The organism is Bacillus sp. 16GRE42, from assembly GCF_019837435.1.
In the GTDB taxonomy this organism is placed as follows: domain Bacteria; phylum Bacillota; class Bacilli; order Bacillales; family Bacillaceae_G; genus Bacillus_A; species Bacillus_A wiedmannii.
Window position 1 is genome coordinate 205,487 of record NZ_JADAXF010000005.1, and the last position, 16,801, is coordinate 222,287.

General features: G+C 31.5%; 12 protein-coding genes and 3 pseudogenes. 10 read left to right on the plus strand and 5 right to left on the minus strand.

Going from position 1 to position 16,801, the window contains the following annotated elements:
• Positions 1-334: 334 nt before the first annotated feature.
• Entirely contained in the window at positions 335-1,168 is an 834-nt protein-coding gene (locus ILS93_RS24005; RefSeq protein WP_064474071.1) for a peptidoglycan-binding protein, read from the minus strand.
• Positions 1,169-1,809: 641 nt separating this feature from the next.
• On the opposite strand from ILS93_RS24005, the pseudogene ILS93_RS24010 reads away from it, so the two are divergent.
• The 7 genes and pseudogenes from ILS93_RS24010 to ILS93_RS24040 all read left to right on the plus strand — a co-directional run bounded on the left by ILS93_RS24010 (position 1,810) and on the right by ILS93_RS24040 (position 10,236).
• Positions 1,810-3,579, plus strand: a pseudogene (locus tag ILS93_RS24010) (peptidoglycan-binding protein).
• Between the two features lie 68 nt (positions 3,580-3,647).
• A complete protein-coding gene (locus ILS93_RS24015; protein WP_222661489.1) occupies positions 3,648-4,694 on the plus strand; it encodes a SpoIID/LytB domain-containing protein in 1,047 nt (348 codons plus the stop codon).
• Positions 4,695-5,474: 780 nt separating this feature from the next.
• Entirely contained in the window at positions 5,475-6,431 is a 957-nt protein-coding gene (locus ILS93_RS24020; RefSeq protein WP_222661491.1) for a S8 family peptidase, read from the plus strand.
• A gap of 496 nt (positions 6,432-6,927) precedes the next feature.
• Positions 6,928-7,680, plus strand: a complete 753-nt coding sequence (locus ILS93_RS24025) for a hypothetical protein (protein WP_222661493.1) — start codon at positions 6,928-6,930, stop codon at positions 7,678-7,680.
• A 166-nt stretch (positions 7,681-7,846) separates the two neighbouring features.
• Complete coding sequence (locus ILS93_RS24030) at positions 7,847-8,446, plus strand: histidine phosphatase family protein (protein ID WP_255299853.1); 600 nt, start codon at positions 7,847-7,849, stop codon at positions 8,444-8,446.
• A 114-nt stretch (positions 8,447-8,560) separates the two neighbouring features.
• The gene (locus ILS93_RS24035; protein WP_064474067.1) at positions 8,561-9,004 is read left to right on the plus strand and encodes a hypothetical protein; all 444 of its coding nucleotides are present in this window, start codon (positions 8,561-8,563) and stop codon (positions 9,002-9,004) included.
• Between the two features lie 176 nt (positions 9,005-9,180).
• Positions 9,181-10,236, plus strand: a complete 1,056-nt coding sequence (locus ILS93_RS24040) for a M4 family metallopeptidase (RefSeq protein ID WP_222661495.1) — start codon at positions 9,181-9,183, stop codon at positions 10,234-10,236.
• A gap of 496 nt (positions 10,237-10,732) precedes the next feature.
• On the opposite strand, the gene xerS is transcribed toward ILS93_RS24040, so the two are convergent.
• A complete protein-coding gene (gene xerS, locus ILS93_RS24045; protein WP_222661497.1) occupies positions 10,733-11,809 on the minus strand; it encodes a tyrosine recombinase XerS in 1,077 nt (358 codons plus the stop codon).
• 1,089 nt (positions 11,810-12,898) lie between these two features.
• Positions 12,899-13,000, minus strand: a pseudogene (locus tag ILS93_RS24050) (DUF4879 domain-containing protein); the annotation flags it as partial.
• A 528-nt stretch (positions 13,001-13,528) separates the two neighbouring features.
• On the opposite strand from ILS93_RS24050, the gene ILS93_RS24055 reads away from it, so the two are divergent.
• From ILS93_RS24055 to ILS93_RS24065, 3 genes are all read left to right on the plus strand, one after another.
• Positions 13,529-14,290: a hypothetical protein gene (locus ILS93_RS24055; protein WP_064474064.1), complete on the plus strand. Its 762-nt coding sequence runs from the start codon at positions 13,529-13,531 to the stop codon at positions 14,288-14,290.
• A 664-nt stretch (positions 14,291-14,954) separates the two neighbouring features.
• Entirely contained in the window at positions 14,955-15,134 is a 180-nt protein-coding gene (locus tag ILS93_RS24060) for a DUF4177 domain-containing protein (protein ID WP_002186527.1), read from the plus strand.
• A gap of 52 nt (positions 15,135-15,186) precedes the next feature.
• Positions 15,187-15,795, plus strand: coding sequence for a uridine kinase family protein (locus ILS93_RS24065; protein WP_098800704.1), 609 nt, complete (start codon positions 15,187-15,189; stop codon positions 15,793-15,795).
• Between the two features lie 200 nt (positions 15,796-15,995).
• Here the strand turns inward: ILS93_RS24065 and ILS93_RS24070 are convergent.
• Positions 15,996-16,124, minus strand: a pseudogene (locus ILS93_RS24070) (DUF3967 domain-containing protein); the annotation flags it as partial.
• A 28-nt stretch (positions 16,125-16,152) separates the two neighbouring features.
• Complete coding sequence (locus tag ILS93_RS24075) at positions 16,153-16,731, minus strand: ABC transporter permease (protein ID WP_222661500.1); 579 nt, start codon at positions 16,729-16,731, stop codon at positions 16,153-16,155.
• Positions 16,732-16,801 lie beyond the last annotated feature (70 nt).

Sequence of the window (16,801 nt, forward strand, 5' to 3'; positions counted from 1 at the left end):
TTATTATCACCAACACTTTTTAATATATTTTACATATGTTAAAGCAAGGGTGAATTACACCATTTTCCACTTCATGATTAAAAAAAGAGATGATTAGGTAGCATCTCTTTTTTTGTTGTAATTTATATAACATTTATCATTTTAGCCAAGAAGACCCCTTTCTCAGGGAGCGTAAAGAGTCATTTCCTAGTGCCCTCGGAGTAGATGGGAGAAAAATTAGTTTCGGACAAGGGATACTATAGTTGGATTTACTGATAATAAGTATGTAATTGGTTGTTCTCCTTTTAGAATGAACAAGGAAAAACTTCTTGATGTGAATTAAATTATATGAAAGTTATATATCTAAAATAGGAGGTTTAATACCGTTAAGGAGATCCCAAGTACTTAAACCAAAAGAATATTCGAAATGTGGATGATCCATTATGCTAGTAAAGCGCCCGCCCCAATTTAAACCAAGTTTCTCTCCTATATACCCCATTTTCTTGAATTTTTTGATGTTATCCCAAGGTATAGAGTTATTTTCGTAAGGTGCAGCATCAAAGGCTAATCCCCAATTGTGATATGATTCCCCGCCTCGAGCGTTTGTAACCTTTTTACCCGGTTTCCATCTTCCTAAAGAAAATAACTGGTCTTGTTCACTCCAGCTCCTAAACACTGAATATATTCGAACATCTAAGCCATTAGCTTTTGTTAATTGAAGAAACTCTTTAGCCAACATCTCCACATATGGGTGTAAGGAGTGTAAATGATTGGAGCTAGTATAAAATTCAGATTGAGAATTGAGATTAAATAATTTGTGGCGTGTTCTCGGTGTAATATCTCCGGAAGGGTATAAATTTTGCACTTTTTGGTATTCTTGTGTGGCTTGGGTAGTTGACGCATCGAATATCCCATTAAGTGCTCCAAAATAAATCCCTATAGATTGCAGCTGCTTTTGTATTAATAATACGTTCTCAAACAATGATTTCCAAGTGTTAACTTCTACTATTCCATTAGGATTTAATTTAGTTTTTTCTTGGAAAATTTTTGTGTATTTATTTGTTTTTTCATCAAAAAATCCGGTAATAGCAAGTTTCTCGTAGTTTACTCCCAAACCGCTTAAATTTAATTGGAGAACTGTTACATAATAGCCTGTAGAGCCTAATTTAAGAGTGGGTAAACTCTCCATATTTCACCCCTTGATTTTAGAATACTGTTATTTATTATAGTTGAATTGATTGTTAATATGACAGGTAATAAGCGAAAAAGAATAAAGTCAATTTTATTAATAGTACAATTAATAATTGGTCTTTACAAGAAATAGCGGTCAACATTTTCTTTTAAAATATAATATTTGTAAAATTGGAGTTTTTTGATTATCTTCACGAAAAATGTAAGTTACTTTATTTAAGTAGTTTTTTCTATTTCTTAAATATAGATTTTAAAGGAGTAATTCAATAGTCTTTTATATCAACTTAAATTTTTATTCATAACCTTCTTTGTAATGAACATATATAGATTAGAATTACATAAAATTATCTTTGTAAATAAGGTTATTTAACTTTTATATTATGTAGCAAAAATGTAACTATATTAACCTTTTGGATTGAAAGAACATTCCGGATAGTTTAGCAGAAGAAGGTGAAATATTAATAGAGCTGTCCATATTTACTTTTTTAAAATTCTAGAGAATTTTTAGTGAAAATAGGCAATTATATGATTTCCAAAAAATAGAGTTTAGCATAATATCTTGGATAAAGGGCCTTTTTTTGATTTGAATATATATGCAGGTTCAATATAAATAGGGTTTAAAGGAGAGGAGAGATGAATGTGTATAATTCTCATCAATATTTTTTAGGGAGTTCTAAACCACAATTTTCTACAGCTGGAGCATATGATGAAGAACATGAACCTTTTTACCGGCAACCAAGTGGCAAAATATTCGCGAAAATATATGAAAAAGACACGGAAAGTCCGATTAAGGGTGTCAAAGTATCTATTTATAAAATGACAGAGGAAGGACGTATTTTATCTTCCCGCCAAAGTGATGTTATTACTTTGTATACGAATGAATTCGGTGAAACTGATATAGTTGCTTTACCTACCCCATCTAAAGAGAACACTTTAGATCCTTTAGGCTCTAAACCATATTCTGAATATGCTATATCTATCGAGGCTGCAGGTTATGCACCTTTAATACTGCGGGGGACACAAATTTTCGCTGATGCTACAGCTGTTCAAAAAATGGAGCTTATACCTGTTAGTGGAACAGAAGGACGGGATTCTGTTGAAATAATTGATATTCCGGAACATACATTAATCGGACAATACCCTCAGCAAGAATCACAACATGAACTGCAACAAGAACATAAGGAACAACAAGAGTCAAGACAAAGCCTAGATGTGGATGTTGTATTACCGGAATTTGTTATCGTTCATGATGGTCATCCGAATACGCCTGCTCCAAGATACAAGCTAAGGTTTAAAGATTATATTAAAAATGTGCTTGCTTCTGAAGTATATCCAACATGGAAGAAAGATGCATTGATAGCCAATGCACTTTGTGTTATTTCCTATACATTAAACCGGATTTATACAAACTACTATAAAGATAAAGGATTTACAATCACAGGTATTACACAGTTTGATCATAAATATACTCATGGCAGAAATACTTTTGAAGAAACTGATGATGTGGTAGAAGAAGTATTTAAACAATATATTGCAAAACCTGGTGAAAACGCACCGCTTTTTGCGCAATATCGTGCTGGTAAAAAGCAACCATGTCCATTCGCAAGTCGACCAGGGATGCTTTATCAATGGGGGACAGCATGCCTTGCAGAACGAGGGATGAATTATATGGATATTTTAAAATATTATTATAAAAATGTAGAAATCCGTTTAGCTGACTTTATACAAGTAACCAAATCATTCCCAGGTTATAATGTAAAGGAAGGAGATCAAAAAGGAACTGTTCGGACTATTCAGAAATAATTATTTCAAATAAGAAAAAAATATTCAAATATCCCTGAAATAATAATAAGCGGCACGTTTGATTTAAATACAGTAAATGCAGTCAAAATTTTCCAAAGTAATTTTCAAATTCCTGATAATGGAATTGTAGATGAGCTAACTTGGAATAAGCTAAATGATATATATGTGAATGTTACAAATCTTCCTGGATTTTACCCGATTTTGCAGAATGGTAGCCAAGGAGAAAGTGTTAAAATGATACAGAGTTTATTGAAACGGTATGGTTTTTACACAGGGCAAATAGATGGATTTTTTGGACTTGGAACTGAAAAATCAGTAAAGGAATTTCAAAAAATTAAAAGTTTTACTGTAACAGGAGTAGTGCGTAAAGAACTATGGAGATTACTTGAAGAATTACAATATACTGCAGGTACCACAAGGGATTTGGAATATAATCCTATGCCAGTACAGACAAATACAGGTGCAAATATTAAAACATACACACCTTCTCAAAATACAAACCAACTGTTTATTTATCCTTCCTCTATACCTTCTATGACAAATTCATCCACATCTCATTACCCACAATCATTCTATTATCAAAATGGATACTATCCTAATTATTAATCATTGAAAGTAATAAAAATATAAAGGAGTGATTGCAATGATTTGTTATAGATGGAGGGCGAATAGTTTTGATTGAATATCATTCTTATCCATGGGATACGGGAAAGCAGTTATGCTATCAACCAAATATATTTTTGAATGATCAACAACTTTTTTATGATACACGGGATACTTATCGCGCATCAACTGGTAAGTTAATTGTGTCTGTTTATGAAATGAATACAGATAAACCAATCAAGGGTGCAAAAGTATTCATTCGTAAGCAAGATGAGGGTAGTCAAGTTATTACCACACTTCAAACAAATGATATTGGTTTAACAAGTGTCATTTCTTTATCAGCTCCCCCTAAAGAATATGCTTCAGATCCTTCGGGTCCTAAACCTTATTCAGAATATATCCTTACAATTGAAGCATCTAACTATGGTGTGAAAATAGTTAGAGGTGTACAAATCTTTGCGGGAACTACAGCAAAACAAAGAGTAGAAATGCTGCCTATAAATCGAACAAGAGAGCTGCAATCAATTGAAATTATTGATGTACCTCAGCATACATTAACTAAACAGCATTTAGAAAGACAACTTCAGCAGTACTCTATGTATTCTTCAGATATTCCTTTACATGCACATAATCTACAAATACCGCAATATATTATAGTTCATGATGGGAATCCTTATGAAAATGCTTTAAGATACAAAGTGGATTTTAAAGAATATATAAAAAATGTTAGTGCTTCGGAATTATACCCAAATTGGCCGAAAGAAGCTTTAAAGGCTAATATTATTTGTATAACTTCGTTTGTATTGAATCGTATATATAAAGAACATTATTTTGAAAGAGGGTTTACAATCAGTAGTTCTTCGCTGTTTGATCAATCTTTTAATTATGGTAGAAATACTTTTTCAGAAATTGATGATGTAGTTGATGAGGTGTTTAATCAATACATTGCAAAACCAAATAGTGTTGAACCAATGTTAATCTTATACTGTAGTGGCATAAGAAATTATTCAAATGAATACTTCTGTAGATGGGGCAGTAAATATCTCGCTGATCAAGGTAGGGATTATGTAAGTATTTTAAAGAGCTATTATCCATTTGCCCAAATTTATTTTTTGTAGTTTAGTAAAAAAAGTAATTGTTATATATGTGGGTTAATTTTTGGGGAGTTTTAAGATGATTAAAAAGAAATGAAACATGGATTCTAATTTATTTTAAACCTATAGATATTTAAAAACCGTAGGAGTAATTAATTTCTATGGTTTTTCTGTTTATAATTAATAAAAGTCAATTTAAGGAGATATATCATGTATACGGGTGAGGTGAAAAGTGAGATAAAGTGAAATAGGGGGAGGTAATGGTGAAATGGTATAAGTATTGTATACATACCATGCTGAAAAAAGATTACGCTTCAAAAACAGGAGAATTAGTTTGTAATTAGAATATGTGATATTTCTAATTTAGATTACTTCCTAAAGTGTGAGTATAACGCTTTAAGACAACTGAACACATTAGAATAATAGTGAAAAGGAATCTCTGTTTGTTATATTAACATGTTTTAGTAATGTGCGGTGCATCTAATGTCTATTTTGGATATTAAACAAATTACTTAGGGTGTTGGGGTTCAAGATTTTGTTCTTGTAATTTTACTATCTCTCTTCGATAAAATATATAGTGGGCTCCCTATAATGACTGATTTCACAGTGGTTTATCAGTGAGTTTTAAATTTAGGTGTTTAAAGATTTTGGTCAAAAAAGTAGCATAATCTTAGGTTTTAAACACTATCAATTTGAAGATCTTTAGACCCCATTAAATATAAGTTGTATATTTAATGGGGTCTATAGAGAGAATAAATTTTGATTGTTTAAAAACAATCAAAATTTATTACATGAGGTGAAGATATGAGTCAAAATAATTCAAATGATGTAAAGAAAAACGAAGTGGGATTAATTCCTTTTGAAGTGTTGGAAGTTGTTAATGAGGTTCATGAAATACCTGAAGGTGTACAACTTATAAATGCTCCGGCAGCATGGGGGAAAAGTGAAAAAGGAAAAGATATTGTGGTTGCAGTCCTAGATACAGGATGCCAACTTGACCATGTAGATTTAAAAGATCGTATTATTGGAGGAGAAAATTTTACTACTGATAATAATAGTGATCCTAATAATTATTCTGATATGAATGGTCATGGAACACATGTGGCAGGAACGATTGCTGCTACAGAAAATAACCAAGGTGTTTTAGGAGTAGCGCCGCAAGCTAAACTACTTATCGTAAAAGTATTAGGTGGACCTAATGGATCGGGCGCCTATGAATGGATAATAAATGGGATTAATTACGCGGTAAACTGGAGAGGTCCTAATGGAGAAAAAGTAAGAGTAATTTCTATGTCTTTGTCAGGACCAGAGGATAATCCAGATTTACATCAAGCTGTAAGAAATGCAGTGAATAACAATGTATTAGTTGTTTGTGCAGCAGGTAATAGGGGGCATCATACTGATTTGCTTGGCTACCCTGGGGCGTATCAGGAGGTTGTAGAAGTTGGTGCTGTTGATTTAAATAAAAAAATAGCCATTTTTAGTGAATCAAACAAAAATGTAGATTTAGTTGGGCCTGGAGTAGGAATTTTATCAACTTACAAAGGTGGAGGCTATGCAACATTAAGTGGAACTTCAATGGCAACTCCGCATATTTCAGGTGGTGCAGCATTAATTATTAAACTTTGTGAAAGTAAAAAGGAATTCGATAGAACGTTATCTGAGGATGAAATTTATGCTCAATTGATTAAAAGAACAACAGCTCTTGCTGATTCTAAGCGTTTAGTAGGTAATGGATTGTTAGATTTGTCAAAAGAATAAAATAGAAGTTATAGGGTTACTAGTATTAACATCAGTGTACAGTATTATTCCAGCAAAATTCCTAAAAGATTAGTTTGAAATTTTATTAAGTATTTGGTTTCATGTACATTTGAAGATATGGCGTATTACAAATACGATAAATATATGAGGGTTTATATCGGGACTAACAATCGTTACATCATAATGTTAAATTCAAATAATATAAAATAGAATAACTAGAGCAGTTCCTTTTAACCGAAAAATTCATAGAAACTCATGTGGATTTTTCGGCTGTTAATTATAAACAAATTCTAGAACTAGTTTCTTTTTAAGCTTAAAGTATTCGTTTAAAAGTAATACATTTATATCTAAAAATAATACAGATTTTTAAATAAAATCAACTATACAAAAATTTATTAAGTATTCTTTAGCTCATTACACTTTAATATCAACAGCTCATATCCCTGTTACGGTTTAATAATACCTTTAATAAACATAATATAAGAAGGATGATATAATGTCAGAAAATTTAATTCAATTTAAGTATGAAGTTAAATTTTTTCTTCAAAGTAATCAAATTTTAAATGAAAAGTATGAATTACAAGAAAATATAAAAAGTGAACTTAAAATTACAAAAGCTGAGCAACGGTATATTCAATTTATAGATACTGTAAATAAAGAAATGTATCAAGTGGGTTGGATTTTACGAAACCGAAAAGTTGAAGACGGTCAAGAATTAACATATAAAAAAAGATACCCGATTACCAATGATGATATAGACACAATTCTAGGACAAGCAAAAGAAGAAGGGTTTGATTTAAATAATACAAAATTTGAAGTGGAAATTGATTGGGGATTTACAAAAAGGACATTAAGCCTATCTTATGATGTTATCGACACAACACCTGATTCTTCAAATCCAATGCCAATTCAAGAGTTACGTGAAAAATTCCTTCAAAATGCTCCCGAAGAATTTCGGAATTGGAAGCAGGATGATTGGACCGAAGATAAGATAATTAAAGCAATTGAATATGGCCCTGTATATGAAAGGAAATATACAGGAGAATGGCAAGGGCATAAAGTGAAAATAGAAGTATGGTCAAGAGATAAATGTTCAGAAGTAATTGTGGAAATATCTTTAAAAAAATTCAACGATAAGGATAGTGCAAGTCAACAACATCAACAATTAAAACAATATCTTAGCGAGAAAAAATGGTTATTAGAGCAAGACATACTAAAAACAGAATGGGTTTTGAATCCATGTAAATAATCATTATTCATACTAAATATTTATAAATGAGCTTAAACGGAAGGGTGTTTACACTAGTACTCAGTAAACAGATGATTTTTGTGCAAAATATAAATATACTTCTTATAGACGTTCGATTGATATAAAACGAATATAGTTGAAGCAACTTACTAAATAAGAAAGAAGGATGAGGAAAATAGATAATACAGAATTGAAAAACACAGAGACATTAGATTTTTCATTGTTAAAAGCCATTAAAGCTGGCGGATATAATTTATACCTAAGGCATGGAGAAAAGGAAAGAGAACCAGGAGGAGTACTAGATCTGAAAGATTGCAAAACACAAAGCAACTTAACCGATAATGGAAAAAAACAATCAGAAAAACTAGGAGAGATCTTTAGAACACAAAAAGTACCCGTTCAATACCCCGTATTTACAAGCCCTTATTGTCGAACTAAAGACACAGGCAAACTGGCTTTTGGAGAACAAAATATAGAAGTGCTGGATGAATTAGCTGAGATTAACAACTTAAATATTGAAAATCCAAATGAGCAACAGAGACTAGTAAAAGAAAAACTAATTAGAATATTTGAAACAGAACCTAACTCGCAAGTAAATAGGATATTCATCGCTCATGATTATTCTTTTGATGAATCTATACGATCGCTTGATTTTTTAGATACAGTTATTTTAAAGCCAAAAGGCTCGGGATTAGGATATGAATTTGTTGGTTTAATAAGTTTAAATCAATTTATAAGCTGGGCAAGTGAACATCCATCTGATTAAAAGAGAAAGTTATTTGTTTAAAATCCACAAAAAGATTAGTGTTATTTTAAATACCGTTACACTTTCCAATTATTAAACAGATGTAAGTATAACAAAGAGATGGAGAGAACAACTTTGAGTGAGCATTTACAACGACATCCGCACTTTGGTAATACGTTAGCAGATTATTTTATGGATCATCATCGAAATCCACTTTCATTTCACGGTCCAATTGTCCATGTAAAAGCAACAATAAAATTAGTTGAAGAAGATGATTCTAATTCAGAAGGCGGAACACATCAGCATTTTTTAATTAATAATATTCAAGTTATTGATATAAAAGGTGTACCAAAATCTTTAGTAGAAGATGAAGCCTTCTGTGCAATTCGTTTTGGAGATAAATTAGGATTAAAAAATCCAATTCCAGACTTAAGAGAAGGAGCAGAAATCGAACTGCAAGGGGAATATGTTGATAAAACACATGTAAAAGTAGGAATAGGTAATCCAGGAGATCCAGTCATACATTTCACGCACCACCCAGTAGGTTTTGTAAATTATAATGGTGTACATTACGAATAAAAATTTGTAGAGAAATATAGGAAGTAATATTTATTATTAGTGTAGTTATTTTCCTATTAATCAATCCATAGATATGTTTTTAATTCCATACGGATAAGAATATGGGGAAGAGATTAACAAATAATGAGTTCTTTTGGATATAAAATACCAATTATTATAGAAAAGGAAAGATTACTATGAGAAAAATTGAAAGTATTGTTCCAGAATACTTATTGGAAAAGTTTGCAGAAAAAGGGAGCGAAAAAGCCCAAAAAAGCTTAGAACATACTAGAAAAATTCATGAAAAAAGAAAGAGTATAACCAAAAATCAAGAAACAATGGAATCTTCACTAGAGAAAAATAGAGAACATAAAGCCACTAGGCATGTTTATGATTGTCAACATATGGAACAACCTCAGCATAAATTAGTTCGAGATGAGGGAGATTCACCTACTGAGGATGAGGACGTAAATCAAGCATATGATGCTGGAAAAATCATTTTAGAATATTATAAAAAGGTATTACATCGTAATTCTATTGATAATCTAGGGTTGGATCTTATTTTTAACGTTCACTATAGTAAGCAGTTTATGAATGCATTCTGGGATGGAGAACAAATGATCTTCGGGGATGGTGATGGTGAAATCTTCGTGGATTTTACAGCAGGAATTGATGTTATAGCCCATGAGATGAGTCATGGTGTAACACAGTATACATCTCAACTCGAATATCATGATCAACCTGGTTCCCTTAACGAAAGCTTTTCTGATTGTATTGGTAGTGCAGTAAAACAATATCATTTGGGTCAAAATGCTCAGAGTGCCGATTGGTTAATTGGTGACAAAATTATTGGTCCAAAATTTCCTGGAAAAGCCCTTCGCTCAATGAAAGAACCAGGAACCGCAAATGATCATGATTCTCAACCGAATCACATGGATAAATATGATGATGGTAGTAATCGTATTTTTAAGAATGAGAAAAAAAGACAAAGTTATATTGTGCATACGAACAGTGGTATTCCAAACAAAGCATTCTTTCTAGTGTCTATGGAAATAGGAACAAATAATGCTGCTATCTTATGGTATAATGCATGGCCGCATCTTCGTCCAAATTCTAGTTTCCAGGATGCTTTTGAAGAAATTCTAAAAGCCGCGAAAATACTAATAACCGAAGGGGAAATGCCCCAAAACACAGAACAAGTTGTTAAAAAAGCATTTAGTAATGTTGGTATCACAAAATCTGAAATTATTTAATCTAAGATTGAAGAGACGTTTTTTGCAAAAAGCCACCTTACTTAGGTGCCTTTTTGCTTTGCACTTTTTGATAAGGACAAGCATACATTTACGAATCGAAGTTTAAAATGAAAAAAGACTATTTTTTTTCATTTTAAACTAACAAATGGCATGCAAAACTTTCATATGAAGCAAGGAAATGGAGATGAACCAGAATATTTCTCAAGAGAGAATGGAATATGCCAGGGTGTACAGATAACCATGGTTATCCAATAGAAATTCGCAAACGTACACAAGCTAACGTATACTACTAATGTAATGAGCAGATTTATATATCTACATACAAATAGAGGATTGTTTTTCAAATGTATATTTCTATCAAATTTTTTATTAATACTTTCATCATTCATATACCAATCAAAGTGAAAGATAAACTATATATTTTTTACATAATAAAATTAAAAATTACATCAAGTAATAAAAGGTTCAGCAATACATATTCATATTGCTGAACCTTTTATTGTTTATTTTTCCCTAATCTGCCTAAACTATCCTTAATAGTTGTTTCCCCAAGTTGAGTGTATAACAAAGCTGTATCTTGACTAGTATGCCCAAGTTGCTGCATGACTTGTAACGAGTCTTTTTCTTCCATATATAATTTATTTGCCAATGTGTGTCTTAATTTATGAGGAGACATTCTTTTGCCATAGGCCTTAGTATATTTTTCTACTATATCTTGGATAGCCCTAACCGAAAGAGGCTGTGCAGTATGTTTATACTTCGATAAAAAAACATTTTTCATTTCTTTTCCTGGAGCGTATTTGTTATCTCTAATTTCCATATACTTTTCAAGGTCGTTCAGTGCAATTGGTGTAATCCATACAGAATCTTCTTTGTTTCCTTTTCGGATTACATCAATTAATCTTTCTTTTAAGTTTATATCTTCCATACGAAGATCGGCCAATTCACTTACACGAATACCACTACCAAGAAAAAGGGAAAGGATAGCTACATCACGATCTTTATCTCTTAGAAAATAGAACAACTGATGTTTTGTTAAAGATTTTTCATGTTCGTACTTAACGTAATTCATAAATTCTTGATCGTCATCATTATGGAATATTTTAGATCTCATACGTTTTGCACGGGCATTTAATGTTTCTTTATCTTTATGTATTTCAATTTTAGCCATTACATTTCTATAAAAATAGCATTCTCCATCTTCATTCTCTGATAGGGCGGTAAGGTACTTAAATAAAGACTTTAAGGCCGAAATTTTTCTGTTAACAGAGGAATTCTGCATGTTTTGTAGTAGTTTTAGAAACCTCATAAAGTTCTCAATATCTTTTTTCTTTAAATTTTCCAGATCAGAGAAGGATATTGCTTTAATGGGTTTTGATTCAATAATTTGTTCAGATAATAACCAATTAAAGAAGACTCTAAAATCATATACATAATTCAATAGGGTGGAGGGAGAGGCATCATGCAATTCTTTGTACTCCACAAATTCTTCTATGTAAAAGGGCATTTCATTTAAATTTTCGTATAATTTTTTACGATGTACGGATTTTTGGCGTTGCTTACTATAGTCCATAAAAATCACCTCATATATAATATAACAGAAAAATAACACGAACACAAGTTCGCATTAAATTCAATTTTTACACGAACTTATTTACATAATTTAATTATGAAATACTAAAATATGCTCAAAACTGAATGGTATAGTGTAGTTGGTCAAATGAAAATTACAGCTAGCTAAGTGATAAACTTGTATAACACCATAAAAACCAGTGCAAAAATTACATATAAATGTATGTAAAATAAAACAATTTTTTTATATAAAATCATACAAAAAATCAATATATGAAGACAGTTTAAAATTCGTTATCTAACATGACTTGGTTAATTTAATCATGATAATGAGGAGAAAATTAGATCAACATAAGAAAAAATCATATATATTAAAAGGTAATTTACTATGAATATTTTCAATGAATAGTTCAGCATTTAATGATTCCTATATAAAATATGAATTATATATACACATACCAATATACTGAGATTCATGCAATTGAGCTCGAAATCCTTAAATACTGTATTAGATTTTTATTTACCTATCTTATTGTTCGTAAAATTGGTATTTCGTGCGAAGTTATAAAGTCTTTACTTTTTTACTTTTTTTATAATACTCTTATGTTAATTCAATAAAATGCATCATTCCCTTTTATCAGTATGAATTTCTTTTAGTTTCAGATACATTCACCTATACATATTATATTGATTACATGGTTGCTTATAGGCTATAGCTATCATGTAAATACACTTTAATAAAAACAGTTAACTTTAACCCCTTAAGACTAAATAGCTTGTGTTGTACTCAAAACTTAATAGTGCGTGATGTCGATAGAGAGTGTTTCCTTTAGTTCTTTTGCATCCAAGGTTTTTTTATTGTACTTTCTTTAGGTAAACATTCAGTTTAGTTTCATTCAAATGCAGATTTTAAAATATAGCTACAAAATTTTCCTCTTTTCTCAATAAGATAAGTATTCTTTTCATTCTGAGACGAGTTTCACTCTTTTTTTAAACTTATCTATAAAATTTTTTATATAAACATGACAACTTTATTCAAAACATCATATTTTTTATAAGTAGTACAATTTTATTTCAAATCTACATTTCACTTATGATACCAACCAACGATTGGTTTTCCGCCAATTAAAGTGGATCCATTCATTTTTACAAATGGGTTTTGACCCTATTCCATTTCTTTTGTGGTAAAATATTGTATTGCTTTTTTTACTAATTCATTCATAAATGAATCCTTTCTTAACCCATTTTCAAACCATGTCCCCAGATTTGTCCGCAGGTTTTGTTGAGTTTAAATTGAAGTCTACTTCTCCCGTTTTCCTTTTTTATTAAGTATTTCAAATCTACCATGTTGTGTATCTAAAGCATAAAGATTATTTGATTTTGAATCATCATAGTTAAAATTTAAACAGAGATATAGAGTAAACTAGTTAATGGTATTCTTTATTCTACTAATATCCCCTAGAAAGTCTGAATTAACTCTAATATTTATTAGTTAGATTTATTAATTATAGCCTTCTATTTTCCTAAAATTCAATTAAATATTTATAAATTTCTAACGAGTATTTATTGATAGGAATCCTGCAGTAAAAAATGGAATTTATTCTCAAGAGTGATTATTTATTGTATCTGTCAAACTATTAGTTTATCTTCTCCTCATATTTCAATTGCTTTTCCACCACGATCAAACAAATAAAATCACGGATAAGTAAGGAGTATTAGTATGATTATACAAGAAAAATTATCTTTTTCAGATCTAGATTCATTAGATTCAACTACAGATTCCATAATGGACGCGTTTAAAGATTTTTATGGAATACTTCCTGATGAAATCGCAGTAAATAATGAGACGTTTCCAATTCATAATAAGCCTGCAATTACTGAACGTTATGGTCACGCTTGTTATAAAATGCTTGGCCCTTTTATATTTCGCAATATTGAAGAGCCTTCAAAGAATGAAGTAAGCCTAGGGGAACAATTTGTATTTAATCCTAATAATGAAGAAGCAGAAATTGTAGTCTCAATAAAAGAGCAATGGGCCAATATTCAATCTTGGACTTCGGTATCTACTACAGGTTTAACTTTAACATCAGATTTTATCATGTCAGGTGAATTTCAATCCGGTAACAAATTTAATATTTCAACTTTTGTGGGAGAAAGTAATTCAAAATCAATCATTACCTCTCCTTCCATTGAGCGTTCTATTAAAGTACCTCCAAATAGTAAGATGAAGATAACAACAATCGGCACATTAATTACAGAAATTCTACATTTTCAATCAATTATATCGGTACACGGTATGTTTGGTGCATGTTTTCCACGTATGGTCCGTGGGCATTATGTTGGATTCAAAAGCGCTGGTCACATCCTAAATAAAACATTTGGATCCATTAAAGGTTCTATTAATAATACAGCAATTCAGGATATTCAAATACAAAATGGAGAAGTCGAACCTTATTTCATTAAACCAAAAGTTGGAAAATAAAAACCAATGCATTTCAACCTTATTTTCTATACTTTTGGCTGGACCGATTATTACCATAAAATTCAATAAAGGATTTATAGGAGGGTTTGAATTTGAGTTATTATTAGCTGTATCTTTATTTTTGTACTAACTAACATCCAATCTATTTCCTTAGATAAATTACTACTAAATCATAAAACTAAACAACAGCAAACTTTATAAGTACACTAACAAAAATAAAGCTTCTCCCCAACACTTCATTATTTGTGTTAAGGAGAAGCTTATTTATGCGAAACTTGTAATTAAATTAAAAACAAGCCAATTCGAAAAAGGATAAGATAACATATCCCAGACGTAAGTCAGGCCAATCTATTTCCTAAATTAGAGGTACCTCCAGTATTTCAGAAAAAAACAACGCTAAGAGTATACATAAATTTATACAATTTTTCGAGTAATCCAGTAACAAACGAGAACCCGAATACCGCACCATGATAGGAATGTATAAAAAATTGTATAGATTCACAGAACAAAAAAGGCGGATTCCCTTTGAAAGTAAGGGGCTGCCTTTTTCCTTGATACCGATAATAGGGCGTTATGTCAACCTCACATGTATAGAGTATACAGTCAAAAAGGTACAATACATCGCTTCTTCTAAATGGTACAATTAGGAAAAGGGGGAAAGAATATGTACGATTACAAATTCGTGAAAGTCGAAATTGGTGGATGGAAAGGGCAACCTAAAGAAGATTATAAACGTATTATTACCGAACATGCTGAAGATGGTTGGGAATTTGTTCAAGTCCTTACTCTAACAATGGCAGGATACACGAGTTCTTTGGAGATTATCTTCAAACGAACCAAATAACTCCTTTCAAAAACAAGAGAGGTTTGCTGTAATAAACAATAGGAGGAGAGATATGAATTTTTCTTCAAATAATAATCAGGTGTGCACCTTTAGTGACCTATTGGACACACTTGAAAAGTTGCCTAAAAAGCAAGAGACGATTCTTGTTGGAATTGATGGATGCGGAGGTTCAGGAAAGAGTACATTTGCTAATACATTACAGACCATAAAACCCACTGTAACAATTGTTCATATGGATGATTTTTATTTTCCTTCTCCCCAAATCTTAAAAGGAAGTCCTGATTCTAAACCCATCGGGGCTGATTTTGATTGGAATCGCTTATTAAAACAAGTCATTCACCCTCTTAGTCAAAACCAAGATGGTTATTATCAACGTTACGATTGGAATATAGATAAATTGGCAGAATGGCACTTAGTTCCTACTGGTGGGATTGTTATAATTGAGGGTGTTTACGCCCTTCGTAAAGAACTTGAACATACATATGATTTCAAAATTTGGGTGGATTGTCCTCGCGAAATTCGACTTGCGAGAGGTATTGAAAGAGATGGAGAAGCAGCTCGTGATATATGGGAACATAATTGGATGATTTCAGAGGATATTTATGTAAGAAAACATAGACCTGATGAAAAAGCAGACCTTGTCATAAACGGGACAACATAAATCCTATGCAACTTCCGCTTTCGAAAATTATGTAAATAAGCTGTCCATAAGGACAGCTTATTTTATTTTTTTTGCTTAGCGTGGGTTTTTTCCGAAATGCTGGCGATACCCATTTATGTTAAAAATATAATAATAAACACATCTTCCAACAAAGTAGAAAAGTAGAAATATATACTTTTGCGTAGTTTATTCTAAATCCATTACCAGAACCGCCACCACGGCTTTTTCTTCTCTTTCGATTCAGCAACCTCATCCCGAAATTCCTACATCATTCTCTTCGTTCCCTGCATCTCACGTAGTGTCTTCATAAGGGTTTCATCCCGCGCTTGCTAACATGTAAACGCATAGGAACGTTCTTTACTCAACCATCCCCTGCTTCTTACATAATTCTAATTTTTGTTGATTCTTTGTGTATTCACTTGCGCTCGTACTATTACTGATCCCTTGATTAATTGCCTTTTTCATCATTTCATTTTCTGATTTTACAGTATCGCACTGATCTTGGGTGAGATTAGTCTTAGTTTGTGTCTTAGTCTGTGTTTCTTGAGCTTTTTGTTCCTGTTGAGCTTGAGTTTGTTCTCTAGCTCTCTGGTCATTCTCCTCGCCTTTAACTTTACTATATTCCTCTGGGGTCATTCCTTCCGCTTTAGCTTTCTTCTCCACATAATTATATAACTCAACCTTTTCTTTTCTAGTCATCCACACAGATAATTCAATTGTTCCATCTTTCTTACGAGGATATACAGCAGGATGAAATTTATCAGCAATGGCAGCTTTCTCCGCGTCAGACTTAGTGTCTTTCTTATTATCTTTCTTAGATTCCTGTTTAGCTTCTTGCTTCAAGTGCTCCTTTTTAGGTTCTTCTTTTGAACCGCAACCAACAAGGAACGTTGTTGCCAATAATCCTGTAAGTGTTATTTTAAGCGTTTTATTCATAGTTACCTCCGACATTAATTATGTATATAATACAATTTTAACATATTAAAAGGTATAGAAGAATCATTCC